Source organism: Nostoc sp. EspVER01 (genome assembly GCF_034530635.1).
Taxonomy (GTDB): Bacteria; Cyanobacteriota; Cyanobacteriia; order Cyanobacteriales; family Nostocaceae; genus Nostoc.
Window position 1 is genome coordinate 294647 of sequence record NZ_JAVRCS010000001.1, and the last position, 17028, is coordinate 311674.

Genomic DNA, 17028 nt, shown 5'->3' on the forward strand with positions numbered 1-17028 from the left:
AATCGCATTTTTATTTCACCAGAGATATAAAATGGGATTAACTGTTTTGAGGTAGATTTCATCAAAGATTTATAGTTTTAATATTTGTACTATATCAGTATTACAAATATTAATTACATTTGACATATAAAACTATCAAGAAATATTTTACATCCATTTATTGTTGGGACACCTAACAATAATTTATTGCTGGGTACTAGTAATGACGACCGGATTTGTGTTTGTGGAGACAATAACAATATCTCCGCCAGTCTTGAATAACCTAATTGATCGTGGAGAAGACAGGCTGATAATGGCGGTAATGAAACATTTAAGTGCAGTCGGCGCGATCGCAGCAGTTGCTTCAACTCTCTCGCTTTAAATAAAGCATTGTTGCATTTTGATGATATTATCTTAAAAAATTAAGGAGAAAACCTTGTGGGAGTTACGCTCAATCAATTATTTAAGTTATCTGTAAAATATTTTTCAGCGATCGCAGTCATAATAACAGTTCTCTCATTACCAGTTAAAGCCGCTACATTTTTAGTAACTGACCGCGCTGGTTTAGGAGGCAACGATCAAGTTAATTGGGAAAGTTTAGGTAAAGTCTTTAATCCCTCTGCCCCTGATTTTTCTGCTTTTTTACCTAACTCTTTTTCAGCAACATCACAACGTGGTTTAGGCTTAGATATAAATATAACTCCAACTAATAAGCCTCAAATTACTCCACCATTTGTTTTTCAAACTTTACCTCCACCTGGCATTCGGAGTAACTTCGCTCTAGGTGATTTTATTCTCTTCGGAGGTATAGACCCAACAGGTTTTATCCCTCTTCCTCCTGGTACTTCCGATCCTGGAACTAAAGGGAACGGCGAGCCTTTTTCGATTAGTTTTGCCCAGCCGGTTTTTGGCGCTGGAACTCAGATAGCTGTAGACACTAGTAAATTGAAAATTGAAAATTCGATCGCCGCTTTTGATAACGCCAATAACCTATTGGGTACTTTCTCCATTCCAAATCTTTCGTCCTTAGCATTAGATAATTCGGCAGTATTTTTGGGGATTCGTAGTGACACTCCAAACATCTCACGACTTGTTTTTAGCAGTTCTGCTCCAGAATACGGCTTGGCTATTAATCAGGTAAGCATTCTTGCAACTCCCGAACCAACTTATACCTTAGCGATATTAGCTTTTGGAGTTTCAAGTACTGTTTTGAAACGACGTAAACATACTTGATACTCCCACAGCATCGAAATAGCTTTCATTTAATAAGTTAGAGATTTCGGACATACTCAAACTTATGTAAGTACGTAACGTAAGTTCCAGATAATTCTTGTCTTTAACCAAATTTAAGTCAATGTTATACAAAGAATTAGAAAACATCATAGACGCTAAGATACAAAAAGCCATACGGAAGCACGAAATTATAGTTGCTTTAATTAGTAGTATTATCGGCTTGATTTTTATCATGGGTTTGTTCCATGCTATTTTGCTCAACCACACTGAAATTCAAAGATTTTGTTTGTACTGATTACAAGCCAAAAACAGAACGTGCAGCCTAAAAATCTAGGTCTTAATTTAAGAATTACGAATTAAGAATTACGAATTACGAACGATTATGACAGGTCGCCGAGTATTATTTTTAGGCATCTTTGTAAGCATCCTTCTCACCTACGCAATTTGGCTCGGTGGGAGCATTCCTGCAAACATCATCAAACTTCCTGACCAAGGATTAAACTGGTACTACTGGAAGCTTCCCCAACCAACCTTTTGGAGTCGAGCAACGGCTTGGGGTATGTACCTTGGGCATCAGTTTAGCATCTGGGCGTGTATCTTGTGGGCGCAGCGATGGCTACGCCCGCCGCAGGCATCGCAGTTGAAATACAAATCAGCGTTGCACCCGATAAATTACCTCATGCTTGCCATTAATGGTGCATTCATTGCTTTACACTTTCTGCAAACATATATCTGGTACGATGCTCTAGCTCAAGATACTTCAATTTGGGCTTCTCAAGGTGCAGTTGTACTCTTACTAGTCTTCGTACTGATTTTAGAAACACCTCGACGCGGTTTATTTTTTGGCAATTCTGTGCCATTTCATCAACAGTTTTTGCAAATTATCAAGCTGTACCACGGCTATTTTTTCTCCTTTGCCGCTATCTACACCTTCTGGTATCACCCAATGGAAGCGACTTTAGGGCACTTAATTGGTTTTCTCTATATGTTCTTGCTTCTGCTCCAATCTTCCTTGATTTTTAACCGCACCCATGTAAACCGTTGGTGGACATTTACTTTGGAGGCTTCGGTGCTTTTACATAGTGTAATTGTGTCATTAATACTAGGACAAAGCAAGTGGCCCACATTTCTCTTTGGTTTTCTTGGTATTCTTGTTCTTACTCAGCTTCACGGTTTACCTGTGGGTATCTGGACTAAACGTACTATTTACGGAGCCTTTTTAGTGAGTGTAATGGCCGTTTATGGACTGACTGAACGCGGCTTGGGCAGAATTTACGAAGTAACCTATATTCCTCTGATTGAGTTTGGATTAGTTGGTGCAATTTACTTAATCTTCCTACTCATCTTATGGACAATTTCTCATTTACCTGTCAAGACATAATGTCATTTCTTGACAAGAGGCAGAGCCTCTCGGAACTCGTTCCTAGCCTGGAGGCTGGGAACGAGAAATACAATAAGTCTTTGGGCTTTTCTTAGTGCCATTCCATACTATACCAAAGCTACGCATCGCAGCAGGGCGCGGTTCGCTACATCGCCTGGTTAGGGACTTCCAACAAATAAATTATCCAATCTTGTGGGGTGGACATCTTGTCATAGGTGTCAAGTTAAGGTTAAAACCCATTTGTCAACGATAGGTTTTGTGAGGAACGAAGTATAAAGGTGAACTTTTTTTTGACTTTTATACGCAAGGTGGGAGTGATGCTAATAAACCAATACGGTTCAGTTAAGCATTGTTTTCCTCTCTCTGTTCCCTCTGTGCCTCTGCGGTTCGTTAAAAAAATTGACTTTGATAAAGAGTTTTAGCCTTAACTGAACCGTATTGGCTAATAAACAAAGCATTAATATAGGACTTACGCATTGACAGAAGCAATTAAATATGGATATAGCTTTTCAGCCATTCAAGTTTGATTTTTCACCATTAGCCAGCGATCGCGCTTTGATCTGAAGCTAGTAGCCAATAGCCTGAAACAACGCATTTTCGTTCATACACATGATAGTCTTTTTGTACAGTGCGTAAGTCCTATAATAGTCCCTGAAAAAGTTCGTTTTTTGTCCCTTTCAAACCGAATTTTTAAGCCTAAATGCTTATTGACATAGGAAGTTTGAGCTTAACTTGACACCGCACGTCCGCCAGGGATTGTAAATCCCTGTCTCATAGCTAAAGTCCTCTGAAGAGGACTAAATAGCTCAAAAATTTTCAGTCTACTTCAGTAGACTTGAGCAATTAGTCAGGGATTTACAATCCTGGCTGGCGGGTGAACTGGCGGGTGAACAACACCCAATCAGTACGCTATTTTTGGCTTAAGTTGACACCAGTGGCGAGACGCCCACCCCACTACGACTGAATGAATTCGAGGAGATCGGCATTGATCTGGTCTGCATTTGTCGTCGGCATACCGTGCGGGAAACCTTTGTAGGTTTTCAATACCGCGCCCTTGACCAACTTAGCGCTCAGTGGGGCGGAGTCGGCATAGGGAACTATCTGGTCATCATCGCCGTGCATTACCAAAGTCGGCACAGAGAACTTCTTAAGATCCTCGGTAAAGTCGGTCTGAGAGAAAGCCACGATGCCATCATACTGCGCCTTGCTACCGCCCATCATGCCCTGACGCCACCAATTCTCAATCACGCCTTGCGACGCTTTCGCACCCGGTCGGTTGTAACCGTAAAAGGGCCCGCTCGGCACATCCCAATAAAATTGCGCCCGATTGGTGGCAACCTGCGCCTGAAAGTCGTCAAATACCTCTTTAGGTAAACCGCCGGGATTTGCTGGGGTCTTCACCATCAGTGGTGGCACGGCGCTAATGAGAACGGCCTTCGCGACGCGGCTTTCGCCGTGGCGCGCAATGTAGCGTGTCACCTCACCGCCGCCAGTCGAGTGTCCAACATGGATGGCGTTCTTTAAGTCGAGATGCGCGGTAAGGGCAGCGAGGTCATCGGCGTAATGATCCATATCGTGCCCGTCGCCGCCTTGGGTCGAGCGTCCATGCCCTCGTCGGTCATGGGCGATGACGCGATAGCCGTGATTTAAGAAGAACATCATTTGGGTGTCCCAGTCATCGGCCGATAGAGGCCAACCATGCGAGAAAACTATGGGCTGACCGCTGCCCCAATCCTTGTAGTAAATCTCTATGCCGTCTTTCACTGCGATCGCGTTCATGTATTTTTCTCTAGTAGGTTGAATTTTTGGAAATGTCTATTAAAAAACTAACAATTTTACTCACCACTACTAATATTTTTTTGCTGTTGATAACGCTGTTTAAACTGCTGTTGTTGTATTTTATGATCCACAATGGGATCAGGATAACCAACAGCATGACGTTCTAAAGGTGGAATTTTCCCAGTAACTAAATATTCTGTATCTACAGACCGCAATTCCGATACCCATTGCCGAATATATTCCCCTTCTGGATCGAATTTTTGGGTTTGACTGGCTGGGTTGAAAATCCGCACAGGTTTGGGGTCCATACCGCTAGAAGCACTCCATTGCCAACCGCCATTATTAGCAGATAAATCACCATCAATCAGGCGCTGCATAAAGTATTTTTCTCCCAATTGGGGATTAATTAGCAAGTCTTTAGTAAGGAAACTCGCAACAATCATCCGACAGCGGTTATGCATCCAGCCGCTTTCGTTTAACTGACGCATTGCTGCATCCACAATGGGGTAGCCTGTTCTCCCCTCACACCAAGCTTGGAAGTATTCTTCGTTAGTTTCCCAAGGAAAGTTCTTGAAGGTGTCGCGGAAAGCACCATCAGCTAATTCCGGGAAGTTATACATTGCATGTTGATAAAACTCCCGCCAAGCTAATTCCTGTTGCCATGTGCGGATATTAACTGCTGTTTCTTCACTGCGGCTATTTTCCAGCGCTTCTATCGTGGCTTGCCAAACGGTGCGAATGCCAATTACCCCAAATTTTAAAGCTGCACTCAGTTGTGATGTACCGTCCACTGCGGGAAAATTGCGCTGTTCTTGATATTCAGTAATAGCTTTATTAGTAAATTCTTCTAATCGTTCTTGTGCCGCCGCCTCTCCTGGTGAAATAATCAATGGTTCATCCCAGATAAATCCTAAATCTTTTGCTGAAGGTAGTGCCAAGGCTCCTGCAAGTTTGGCGATTTCCTGTTCGGCTTCCGTTAATCCCTCAACATTTTGCAGTGTTTCTACTGGTTGAGCCTTCGGTTTAGTAATCCAATTTTTCCAGAAGGGGGTGTAAACCGTGTAAGGACTGTTACCACCCGTGCGGATCTCGTCTGGGGAGTTGAGGATTTGATCCCAGTTTTGGTTAAGAAACTCAATGCCTTTTTCTTTGAGGGTATTTATAATAGTGCGATCGCGTTCTTGTGAATAAGGTTCTACATCCCAATTCCAAAAAACAGCTTTGGCATTTATTGCTTCGGCTAAGGCTGGTATCACTTGTACAGGATCGGCGTGGAGTATTAACAACTGGCTACCAACTTCAACATATCGCTCTTGGAGTTTCTGCAAACAGCCAATCATATAAGTTACTCTCACAGGAGCAACATCATCCCGTTCTAGAAGATTTGGATCTAGGCAAAACACGCCCACTACCTTCGGACTTTGCCGTTTTGCCGCAGCCAGTCCCGTATTGTCAGAAATGCGTAAATCGCGCCGATGCCAAAACAGAATTAAGTCAGACATTCCATGCTGGATATAGTTCACCCGTACTAGCTTAGATGCTAGTGGTACCAATAAGCATCATTCTGGCGATAAATTTATTCTTTTGCGATCCTTACGAATTTACATGAAAATTGCGATCGCAGGATATCAACAGTCAACGAAACCCCGGTTTCTCAATCGGGAATAGTGGCTTTTCATCTCAAAATTGAGTATACTCTTCTTAACAGTTAATTAGTCTTTTTGTCATGGCTAGCCTACTACTTGACGACGGTACGATTGAGAGCGATTTAGACGAAATAGCTCGCGAACTTGCGCCTCTTGGCATTCAACTCAAACACTACGACCCAGGAACATCAATACTCTTCCCTAATCTGCTAGACCAGGATGTTTTAACTGAGGCCGAGAAACGTTATTGCGTAGAACTCCATAACAGCGTCTTTGAATTTCTTCAGCAAGAAAATGGCGCTCTCTGGTGTGACTTACTAAATGTGCATCCGGGTTCGTTCAATCTTCACCATCTGATCGCCACCTACAGTCGTTACCATACTCATTCTGCACCTGAACCCCTCTATGTGTTGGCAGGAGAAATGATTTATGGCTTTGTGCGACCTGATGGCAGTCAGGTACAGCTTTTAGTTCAGGCACAAGACTATCTTTATATCCCCCCCGGCGTTGAGCATTGGTGCAGCCCAACTGCATCGTTGAGTTTTAAAGGGATACGCTATTTTGCAATTGCAGAAGGTTGGGTTCCCAATTATACAGGGACTCAAGTGAGTGATTCGATCCAAAAGCCGCGTTAAAGCTTATTTATAAACGTCCTTTGGGCGACCTCACAAAATCGCGTTGCTCCCCCCTAAACCTTGTGAAATGCGCTGTCTTTGAGTATATCCTGTAGTCTTTAAAGCAACAGTCTCAATTCGACTGTAAAGGAACTGGGGCAAAAGTCGAAGGAAATAAGCTGCTCCCAAGGTCAAAAGTGTACGGCGTGGTTCTTTAGAGAGAATATGCCAGTTGGTTGCTAATGCTCGATTCACCAACTTCACAGCCATTGCACCATCTTGCAGGCTGACTGCTCTACGCGCTAAGTACCGCAACTGGTAAGCTCTAGCCAGTGTTTCCCATTGATTAACTATTTCTGGGGCGTATAAACGTGCCCTAGAGATTGCCAATTCCCAAGAATCTAACTGCTTGAGCAAGTTTGCTGATAGTCCACCTGAATTTACCCTATATAAGGTCAAAGCTTCAGGAATACCCTCTATTTCCAGATCGCTCTTAACAGACATCCGAAACCAACATTCAACATCTGTTGAGTCACCATTAGTATGACGCGATCGCTCATCGAAATAAAAATTTTCAACTGTACCGTAAAGATTATCTTGAAATTCAATAGCTTCAAAAACTTCTCTTTTAATTACTGCTACCGAACCATTGCTAACTGGATTGCGGCAAAGGATAATCGCTGGAGTTATTCCCTGCATCTGAGGCATTTGATAAATACCTAAAGGGTTGCCATTATCATCAATAAAAGCAGAGCGGCTAAAGCTTACCCCGACATTAGGCGAATTATCTAAATGCTTAACGTGTTTTTCTAATTTTTCTGGCAACCATAAGTCATCAGCATCTAAAAGAGTTAAATAATCTCCCTGTGCATGGCGAATACCAGTGTTTCTTGCTCCAGGTAGACCCCGATTCTTTTGACGAATAATTTTAATTCTAGGGTCTGTAAATTGCTGACAAATTTCTATACTCTTATCAGGAGTACCATCATCAATAATTAAAATCTCGAAGTTTTCGTAAGTTTGTTCAAGAGCCGATTGCAATGTAGCAGCTATATATTTTTCTGCTTTGTAAACCGGAATAATGATAGAAACTTTCTTCATTGTTGACTATTCCCATTGATTTATTTTAATTAATATCTAATTAAATTTACTACGCACTAAGCAAGAAATCTAATTTGCTTTAGGCAGAGAAAGTTTTTAATTATTGATAGAAAACTTCTTAATTATTTTTAGATATCTTCTTGAAGAATACGACGTTTTTGGTTAGCCCCTACTATATTATTTGAAACCAGAGCTTCAAATTTATTGTAAACATTTTGAGGTAAGAGTAAAAGTAAATAAGCTGCTACCAGTGTCAAAATTGTACTTTTTGGATTTTCAATAAGAATATGCCAATCAGCTATTAAGGCTCGATTAATTAATTTTACAGCCATTGAACCTTCTCGTAGTCTTACGGCATTACGAGCTAAATACTGCAACTGGTAAGCTCTAGCTAGTGTTTCCCCTTGAGTAAATATTTCTGGAGCGTAGGAGCGTGTCTTTTCAATTAGCTTTTCCCAGAAATCTAACTGCTTGAGCATATTTGCGGAAAGCCCTTTTGAATTAACCCGATACAAGGTCAAGGGTTCTGGAATGCCCTCTATTTGCCAATTGCTTTTAATGGAAATCCGAATCCAAAATTCGTTATCTTCTGATTGGAGTAAGCGTTCATCAAAATAACAATCTTCATTAGTACCGTAAAGATTATCTTGGAATTTAATATCTTCTAAAACTTCTCTGCGCATTACCGCAGCCGAGCCGTTACCAACCGGATTGCAACTGAGTAAATAAGATGGCGTGATTTCTTTAAGCTTGGGCATCTGATACGTACCTAAAGCTTGTCCAGCTTCATCAATAAAAGCAGAACGACTGAAGCTAACACCGACTGCTGGTGAATTTTCTAAGTGAGCGATTTGTTTTTCTAACTTTTCCGGCAACCAAAGATCATCTCCATCCAAAAAAGCTAAATATTCTCCTTGAGCATGGCGAATACCAGTATTTCTAGCTCCAGATACTCCTCGATTTGCCTGACGAATAATTTTAATTCTGGGATCAGTAAATTGCTGACAGATATTTATACTCCTGTCCAAGGAAGCATCGTCGATAATTAGAAGCTCGAAATTTGTATAGGTTTGCTCAAGAACGGATTGTACAGTAGCAGCTATATATTTTTCGACTCCATAAACCGGAATAATTACAGAAACTTTTTTCATTTTCCAGACCGACTTTAGCTTCAGTTTTGATCTCAGATTTTACTGATAGTACAGTAATCTTTGATATGGCAATGGGAATACTATCTGATGGATACGATCGCACCTTCTAGTGATAGCATCTAAAAATGTGAGATATTTATCCACCTGGCTATCCATCTAGTTATAGGACGAATTCCACTTCCTAACTTTTCACTGGATAATGTAAAATATTTCCGCCTGGTATTCGTTACTTAATGGAATTTTCTGTATTTCAGAATACATTATATTCTGCGTGTGGATAGTCTGATTGAAATTCTTAGGGATTTCCAAATAAAAAAATATCCAATTAACTTCTGTGGGGTGGGCGACACGAGAACCCAGTCCATAGGGCGCTCATGTTGCCCACCCCACAATATTGGATAATTTATTTCTTGGAGTTTCCTTAGCAAGCGATCGCTCCACCATTACAGCACTTCCGGCAGCTATGACGTACATCCTCAAAGCTGAAAGCTATGATAGAAAAGGGCAAAAAGAAAAACTGTACTGTATTGCATAATAGCTGTCAGTGCTTTAACCCAAGTTTTTCTAGTCCTCTTCTAGAGGACTTGCACCATTAGACAGGGAATTCTATTCCCTGGCGGTCTGTATTGCATAATAGCTGTCAGTGCTGTATCCATAATAAGACTGAGTAACTATCCCATTGAGTTAGCAAGTGGCAAGTACTACAACTTACCTCAACCGATTCTTTTTTCATGAATATTTAATTTTTGAACATGAGTAACGCGAATTTTACTAATAATCTTGAGTAAGTATGCAGAAATATTTTCTACAAGTATTTTTTTCAACAACAATTTAATAATTAGCTTTTGAGTTTCCTTTTCCAGGAGAATTTTTGGATATAGCTGAATTGCCTTCCTCAATTTTTGACTTGCTTTTTCAACTCCTTCATCACCGGTGATTCTTGTTAAGCAGAGCCTACAAGAATATCGGTAAACATAAGCTAAACTATGATTTTTCAATATTTGAATTTCTGGCGATCCTGATTGAAAAGCTCGCTCCAAAACTTTGAACTGACAGTCTTCCATAAATTCAACTTTAGAGGACATTGAATTTGAAGATTGACGATAAAAAATCTGCGGTTTAGTAACTACAGCAAACGACCATTTTGCAGCTAAACGTAGCCAATAATCCCAATCTGCTGCTCCTGATACTGAAGGTTCAAACTCTCCTACAGATTCAATCGCTTGCTTACGGATTAAGGGATTTGAACCACTAGCAATAAAGTTCCAGGTTAATAAATTCGCCAAAACCTTACCTTGGAAAAAGATCGGCCGATCCATATGGCAATTTCCAGTTTGTTCATCCATAAAATAAGTCCAGCTATAAGCAACACCTGCCTCTGGATTTTTCTGCAAAGCTTCTAACTGAAGTTCTAGCTTATCGGCTGTCCATAAATCGTCAGCATCAAGAAAGGCTATAAAATCTCCCTTGGCATGAGACATACCACGGTTACGAGCTACTGATAAACCCCCATTCTCATAGGAAAAGACTTGTATACGACTATCTTTCAACTCATCCAGTAGCTTAATAGTTCCGTCTGTTGAACCATCATTGATCACAATTATTTCAAAATCAGAAAAAGTTTGTTGTTGTACTGAGACAATTGTATCGACAATTGTGCGCTCAGAATTATAAGCGGGAATAATGACAGATATAGTTGGCATGTGATTTTAATAAGTTGCTAAATTTTACTAGCGAATTAGTATCAAAAGGTTGCTTTTTAATAACAGCCTCTATTGCAGCCTTGGAACCGCAACAGACCTAGCCAAAGAAAAAGGTCGAGTCAAGTACTTAGCAATTCGAGGAGAAAGGACTTGCATTACTAGCCATTTCATTAAATAACGCTGAGTTAATCTTTCTCGCAAAATCTGAGGATATAAAGAAACCGTCTTCCACAATTTACGACCAGCTTGCTTAACCTGTTCTCTATTAGTTACATGAGCCAGTTCCATGCCCGTTAAATATTGATAGATATTTGCTAGGCTTTGATTTTTAAGATTTTGTAACTCTGGCGGTGCTGCTTGAAAGCCTCTCTCCAAGACAAGAAGCAAATATTTCTCCATTTTATCAACTTTAGTTGACATAGATTTTGAAGAGTGACGATAGAGAATTTGAGGTTTGGGAACTACTGCAAAATCCCAGTGCTGTGCTACACGAAACCAATAATCCCAATCTTCCACAGAAGAAAGTGTTGGGTCGAATTCTCCAGCAGATTCAATTGCTTGTTTACGAATTAAAGGATTAGAACCATTGGAAATAAAGTTACTGAGTAATAATTTGTCATACACCTTACCTTCATAGACTACATTATGACCAGGGTGAAAAATCTCTGCTGTTTCACTCATGTTCAGAGTCCAGCTATAAGCAAGTCCTGCCTCTGGATGTTTTTGCAATGCTGCTAGTTGTAGCTCTAATTTATCAGGTGTCCATAAATCATCGGCATCGAGAAATGCCATAAACTCTCCAGTGGCATGAGAAATACCACGATTACGAGCTACTGATAGACCAGCATTGCTGTATGAAAAAATCTTGAGACGAGAGTCTTCAATAGTCTTCAATAGTTCTAAAGTCCGATCGGTTGAGCCATCATTAATAACAATTAGCTCAAAATCAGAAAAGGTTTGTTGAAGAACGGATTTTATCGTTTCTAAAATAGTGCGTTCAGCATTGTAAGCGGGAATAATAACGGATATAGTTGTCATAGAGTTTAACCAGATGGAAAGTAGAAGGATTTTTGTAAGTCCTAGTGTAGGGAGAGCATAAACCAGTTAGTTTGGGAATAGTTCCAATAATTCTTGTGCAGCCACCTGAATTTGTGAAGGTTCTTTTACAAATCTGCAAAAGGGAATTGAGTAAGTCCAAGCTTGATAAAATGCCTCATTTTTATGGTAAGCATTAGGTAGAAAGACATGAGGAATACCCATAAGAATGCAGAGAATATGTCCATGCAAGCGGTTTGTAATAATTAGACGATGCTGCTTGAATTGATACATTCCATGATGCATATAACTTAAGGATTTAAGATGCATTGAGGAGTTATATAAGTTATTAAATCCAAAAGAATAATGATGGAAGTATTTCCAAAGGTGTCGGTATATCCACTCACCAGGAATCACTGTACCTTTTTGCAAGCCTTCCCGAATGCGCTCCATGCGTTCAGTTGTGTCATATTTGAAAGAAGTCCAATCTTCTACAACTAAGTTAGGGAGATCAATAGAAGTCTGAGAATTATTTGGATTCAACTCTTTGTCATTTCTATAATGATACAAAATAGAGTTGCTGCGCTTATTTCTCGATAATAGACCAGGTAAGTTGACCATTTCAAAAGCCATATCAGGTGCTTTAATTACCTGACAATTGTAGAAATATTTCAGAGCAAGTTCATAGCTGTAGTCATCACGGACAAACAAAGTCAAATTAGGATGTGAGTTGAATACATTTGCTGCTTCGATTAAATTGGTTGGCTCAACAAAATAAATACTTTGTGGTAGGATAATTATTGGTTGATCCCGGTATTTGGAAATAATCTGTTCACGAAATTTTTGATGAGCAGTCCAAAGATCGCCTAAATTCCCTCCTCCTTGCAGTAGAATAGGAGATTTTCCAATTCTTTCTTCCATTACTTGGCTAGAAAAGTTGTTAGGACTGGCAGTATATTTAATTTTTGTTTTTTGCACATTGATTAAATAAAGTACAGTACCTAACCCAATAAGGTGATCGCCAATATTAGGATAGTCAGGATAGTCTAGTAATGCACACTCTTGAAATGTCTCTAGTTTCCCTAGTGATTTATGCAGAAGTTCTTTCAGCTGTTCCGGTTGGGTAGTAACCATTAATTTTAGTTCCTCGTTGTTATTCGTTATTTTTCAATGAATGAGCGTAGCTAGAAGCAGCTATTTACATAAAAAGCCAAGTTTTTACTTAGCTTTAACTAAATCCTGAGAGCTATTTAATTTTTATTTTGCGATTGATAAAGATTGAGTTCTAGATAAAACATATTTGCTAGCCCAAATGCTGTAAAGAGGTAACGCTAATAGATGAGTCATTAGCACCGCAACCGCTACCCAAAAAATTCCCCATTTCACAGCTACTAGTAATGAAATTGTAAAAATCGTAGTAAAAATTAGGTTCCAATAAAGATTAATGTGACTTTTATCTACAGAGTTAAGCAACATAGAAGCACCATCTGCAAATGGGCGTGGTAGCGCTGATAAACAGATAACTATCAATATTGGAATTGCTGTTACCCACTTTTGACCAAAAACAATTGGGACATAAAATGGAGCTAGACTTGACTGTAGCAAAACTAATGGAAATACAATTAAGGCAAATGTTTTGAGGCTACTAAAATAACGTTCTTGAAACTCCTTAACGTTTCCCCTAGCCGCACAAAGATGGGGGTATAAAGACCAAGTCATTGTATTTATGACATTCATGCTGATTCCTAACCCAGCATTGAAAGCGAAATAGTAAATTCCTAGCGCCTGGACTCCTAAAAAACGTCCAATGATCAGGTAATCAAGATTAGCTCTGAGTTTATTTAGTAACTCAACGCCAAGAATATTTCTAGCATAACTAACAACTTCCTGCCACTTATTAAAGCTAAACGACATGGTAGGACGCCAAGGATGATTCATCAGATTGATAACAATCCATACTGGAGTCGTAATAACAATAGGTATAACAACAGCCCACATTCCCATCCCTAATAGGGCTAAAGCTATAGTGAGAATATTGATTAGAATCGACTGCGTGGCATTGCATAATGCTGTAATTTTCAGGCGGTTCTCTCGCTGGATTAAGGCAGATTGAACTGCAAAGATTGGCAGCATTAAGTAGACTAATGCCATAACGCAGATAGGTAAGATAACTTGGTTATTACTATAAAACAAAGCAACTGGTAAAGCGGCAAGACACTGAAGAATAAACATTACTCCACATAGTATCCAATTAAGGCAGTAAGATGTCTGACAAATAATTTTCAGATCCTTCTCTGCTGCCTGAACAATCTTAGATCCAATTCCCGCTCTTAAGGTAAAAACAGTTGCAAATTCATTGGTAGTCAAAACGATTGCTATCAATCCATAATCGTAAGGATTTAACAGTTGAGATAAAGTAACTGTTGTTCCCAATCGGAACACACGATTTACTAACTCTGCTCCCCCCATCCAACCAATATTACGCACATATTGACTAGATACTTTTTGCCTGAGCTTTTTGATTAACATGAGGGCATCCTTAAGAGACAATTAGATATTTTTTATCAAGTTAAAATTTAAGTATAAGCAGCTTCCGGCTTCTTATTAAGAGAAGATTTAGGAAGCTGCACTTCTTCTTTAAATGCAATTCCCATGATGATTAAACCGGGATAGTATAAATAACCTAAAGCCTCTTGGCTATCATTAAATGTAAAAAGTAATAGAGTAACAAGAAAATACAATGCTCCCCTAGCAGTTGTGCTTTTCTGTGCTTTAATCAGCAAAACTATAAAACTCAATAAGATTGGTACTAAAAAAGCAATGAAGCCAACTATCCCTTTAACAAACAAGAGGCCAAACCAAGTATGGTGAGAGCCGATAGGCATTTCTGCTAACACTTTAGGCCCTGGTGCTTCTCGAAAACCGTGACCCCATATAGGAGCTTCTTTCCATTTCTCTAAGGCAATTACACCTAAAGCTTCATGCACTCGTGAAGAGTCCGGTCTAGCATTATAAAATGCTTCTTTAGTATCCTTAATAGCACTAACAACTGCCGTGCTAAAAATACCTGCTAAAAAGCTAACAAATCCGAGCGCAATTTGCGTAGTAGGTTTAGTAATTTTTGTCAGCAATAAAACTGATGTGAAAACTATTGGTAAAGCTATAAAAGATAAGCGAGAAACAGATACTATACTCATAGCTAGAGAGCTGACTATACCAATCCAGCGCCACTTCTTGTTAGGTTCTTCAAGAGCAAGGAAAAAGTAGATGTTTCCAATAAGACCTAGCGCAGGTGCCCAAGGTGCGAATAGAAATAGGCGGACATTATTCGTACCGTAATCACTACCATAGAGATTTACATTGTAAAAAAGCTCACCATTCTGTATTAATCTTTCAATTGGAGAAGAATATAGGTGTGCAGGCAACTGTAATATCCAAGCTAGATAAAAAAGGGGAATTAAAATCAAACTTTGGAGGCATAAGATACAGACGGCTCTATAGATTATTTGTGGTCGAATATTGAGACAGCCGCTTAATGGAAATAGTGCTAGCAAAGCCCAATCTGTAAACCAATTAATTAACGACCTAAGAGTTTGATTTGTACCTACATCATAAGTTATACAGCCTAAAATGGTAGCGATCGCTATGACCAGAATAGAGACAATCCAAACCCAATGCATCCAATAAATTTTGATTTTTTTGTCAATACTAGTGCGCGCTGTTTGGTTCCAAAGCCGCTTACATAGGTAAAAAAACAGTATCCAGGCTAGTACGAAATTTACAGGATATAAAATCCCAAGAAAATAAAATACATAGGTACTAATTATCCAATACCAAACAAGACTTTCTTCAAAGTTTTGAGGTTTCATTGTTCCATTCTCTTCCTCTCTGTACTCACAGTCTTATCAGATATTAAATTTTTACGTTCGCGCCACCAAAGTAACACCAGCCCAAGGGATACGAAAAGGGAGCCGAAAGTTGAACCGAGTAAAACCAATTTATCTTTTGGTGAAGTCGGTTTCTCAGGTAATGTAGGCTGTATAACAAGTTGAATCAGTGGATAAGAACCAAAGGTATTCGACTTGCCAATATCTAGTCTGGTCAAATTGGAGGAAAATACCGCTTCTGCAATTTGCGCATTTCGTTTCAGCGAATCCAAGGTGGTCTGCAACTGTGTTAAATTTTTGAGCCTACTCTCAAGCTGGTTAATCTGTTGTTCTATTGCTTGAGCTTGAGCGGTGAATCCTTTTTGGTTTGCCTGAACTATAACTAGTTCTTGGGAAAGAGCGTCTCGAGGAACGCTGTTACCAGAGTTATTGCTACTAAGGCTTAACTGCTTTAGAACTGCCAAAGTGAATTTTCGCCCTAAAAGAGACTGACCTCGAACTAGCAGGGCTTCTTGAGCAGCGTCTCTTTTCGCTTGCTCTGCAATTAATGTTGGATGGTTAGGCAAAAATTTGGATTCTAAAACAACTACAGAAGCGGTAGCATCACTATAATTTTTTAAGTTCTGTTGAAATATCTGGTCTGTTTGAAGAGTAAAAGCATCTGTAGCTTGTCCAGCAGATAGTTTTAAATTATTCGATAATTGTGCCAGACGAGTACTAGCCTGTTGCTGTTGACCGATTATTTCAGCTCGTTGTCTACGTAGCTGTTCAATGTTGGTTGTCAGATCCTTAATTTGATCTTCAGAGTTCAAACCCGAACGTGCTTTGTAATCGGCAAGGCGCTTATGAGCAAGTGCTAATTTGTTTTGCGAAGAAATCAGGGAAGTTTGATAACCTATATCTCTTTGAACAGCTTCTTGATTTCGTAGTATGTTGAGTCTTGCTTGTAAGGCTTTATAAAAAGCTAAAGATTTATTTCGAGCTTCCTGGGGACTAGCGCCTTCAAAGTCAATGCTCATCATGGAAGTATTAATTATTAGCTTGAGCCGAGGTTTGCCAAACTCTTCTAAAGACATATTAAGCTGATCCGCTGCCGCTTTTAATATAGGGTCGCTTTCAGCAATAAATTTATAAATTTCTCTGGGATCTTGAGAAGCAAGAGCAGCGTATGGAGACACATTTTCATAATTAGCATAGCCAATGTTTGGTAAATTAATATTGGCATTTGACCATGCTCCTGGCAGATTAATAGCTGAAGAACTAGTATAGGTCGGTGGCGTAAGCTTTAAATAAAGAAAAGTTGAAGTCCAAAATGCTATGTTGGTAGCTAGACCTAGAAGTAAGTAACGCTGCCAACATCCTTGTTTCGTTACTAATTTTCTCAAACTGCTAGGGTAACCCGCAGAGATTTCTGTATGATTGGCCATTAAAAATCCTCTAAAGTCGGGAACTGGCTGCGGAATTACAAAATCTAGGTGGGGTTTTGCGATTCGCCTAAGTAAACTTACAGGATCGTACT

At 39.6% G+C, this 17028-nt stretch carries 14 protein-coding genes; 4 read left to right on the plus strand and 10 right to left on the minus strand.

Translation table 11 applies throughout. The features are described from left to right. Positions 1 to 202 precede the first annotated feature (202 nt). The 3 genes from RMX69_RS01175 (at position 203) to RMX69_RS01185 (ending at position 2593) form a co-directional block, all read left to right on the plus strand. Positions 203 to 361, plus strand: a complete 159-nt coding sequence (locus tag RMX69_RS01175; RefSeq protein ID WP_289799775.1) for a hypothetical protein — start codon at positions 203 to 205, stop codon at positions 359 to 361. 56 nt (positions 362 to 417) lie between these two features. Next, entirely contained in the window at positions 418 to 1212 is a 795-nt protein-coding gene (locus tag RMX69_RS01180) for a hypothetical protein (protein ID WP_322636212.1), read from the plus strand. Positions 1213 to 1594: 382 nt separating this feature from the next. Then, positions 1595 to 2593: a hypothetical protein gene (locus RMX69_RS01185; RefSeq protein ID WP_289799773.1), complete on the plus strand. Its 999-nt coding sequence runs from the start codon at positions 1595 to 1597 to the stop codon at positions 2591 to 2593. A 954-nt stretch (positions 2594 to 3547) separates the two neighbouring features. On the opposite strand, the gene RMX69_RS01190 is transcribed toward RMX69_RS01185, so the two are convergent. Beyond that, positions 3548 to 4372: an alpha/beta hydrolase gene (locus RMX69_RS01190; protein WP_322636213.1), complete on the minus strand. Its 825-nt coding sequence runs from the start codon at positions 4370 to 4372 to the stop codon at positions 3548 to 3550. 56 nt (positions 4373 to 4428) lie between these two features. Further along, positions 4429 to 5874 carry a deoxyribodipyrimidine photo-lyase, 8-HDF type gene (locus RMX69_RS01195; protein WP_322636214.1) on the minus strand — a complete coding sequence of 482 codons (1446 nt, stop codon included), beginning with the start codon at positions 5872 to 5874 and terminating at the stop codon, positions 4429 to 4431. A 224-nt stretch (positions 5875 to 6098) separates the two neighbouring features. On the opposite strand from RMX69_RS01195, the gene RMX69_RS01200 reads away from it, so the two are divergent. Next, the gene (locus RMX69_RS01200; RefSeq protein WP_322636215.1) at positions 6099 to 6653 is read left to right on the plus strand and encodes a 1,2-dihydroxy-3-keto-5-methylthiopentene dioxygenase; all 555 of its coding nucleotides are present in this window, start codon (positions 6099 to 6101) and stop codon (positions 6651 to 6653) included. A 30-nt stretch (positions 6654 to 6683) separates the two neighbouring features. Here RMX69_RS01200 and RMX69_RS01205 read toward each other — a convergent pair whose 3' ends face one another. From RMX69_RS01205 to RMX69_RS01240, 8 genes are all read right to left on the minus strand, one after another. Continuing rightward, entirely contained in the window at positions 6684 to 7733 is a 1050-nt protein-coding gene (locus RMX69_RS01205; protein ID WP_289799769.1) for a glycosyltransferase family 2 protein, read from the minus strand. Positions 7734 to 7861: 128 nt separating this feature from the next. Continuing rightward, positions 7862 to 8884 carry a glycosyltransferase family 2 protein gene (locus RMX69_RS01210; protein WP_289799768.1) on the minus strand — a complete coding sequence of 341 codons (1023 nt, stop codon included), beginning with the start codon at positions 8882 to 8884 and terminating at the stop codon, positions 7862 to 7864. Between the two features lie 713 nt (positions 8885 to 9597). Continuing rightward, positions 9598 to 10587: a glycosyltransferase family 2 protein gene (locus RMX69_RS01215; protein ID WP_322636216.1), complete on the minus strand. Its 990-nt coding sequence runs from the start codon at positions 10585 to 10587 to the stop codon at positions 9598 to 9600. A 69-nt stretch (positions 10588 to 10656) separates the two neighbouring features. Then, entirely contained in the window at positions 10657 to 11625 is a 969-nt protein-coding gene (locus tag RMX69_RS01220; RefSeq protein WP_322636217.1) for a glycosyltransferase family 2 protein, read from the minus strand. Between the two features lie 66 nt (positions 11626 to 11691). Continuing rightward, a complete protein-coding gene (locus RMX69_RS01225) occupies positions 11692 to 12756 on the minus strand; it encodes a polysaccharide pyruvyl transferase family protein (protein WP_322636218.1) in 1065 nt (354 codons plus the stop codon). 123 nt (positions 12757 to 12879) lie between these two features. Further along, positions 12880 to 14151 carry a lipopolysaccharide biosynthesis protein gene (locus tag RMX69_RS01230; RefSeq protein WP_322636219.1) on the minus strand — a complete coding sequence of 424 codons (1272 nt, stop codon included), beginning with the start codon at positions 14149 to 14151 and terminating at the stop codon, positions 12880 to 12882. Between the two features lie 47 nt (positions 14152 to 14198). Continuing rightward, the gene (locus RMX69_RS01235) at positions 14199 to 15491 is read right to left on the minus strand and encodes an O-antigen ligase family protein (protein ID WP_322636220.1); all 1293 of its coding nucleotides are present in this window, start codon (positions 15489 to 15491) and stop codon (positions 14199 to 14201) included. Continuing rightward, entirely contained in the window at positions 15488 to 16936 is a 1449-nt protein-coding gene (locus tag RMX69_RS01240) for a GumC family protein (RefSeq protein ID WP_289799762.1), read from the minus strand. Before RMX69_RS01240 ends, RMX69_RS01235 begins: the two co-directional genes overlap by 4 nt. Between the last annotated feature and the right edge of the window lie 92 nt (positions 16937 to 17028).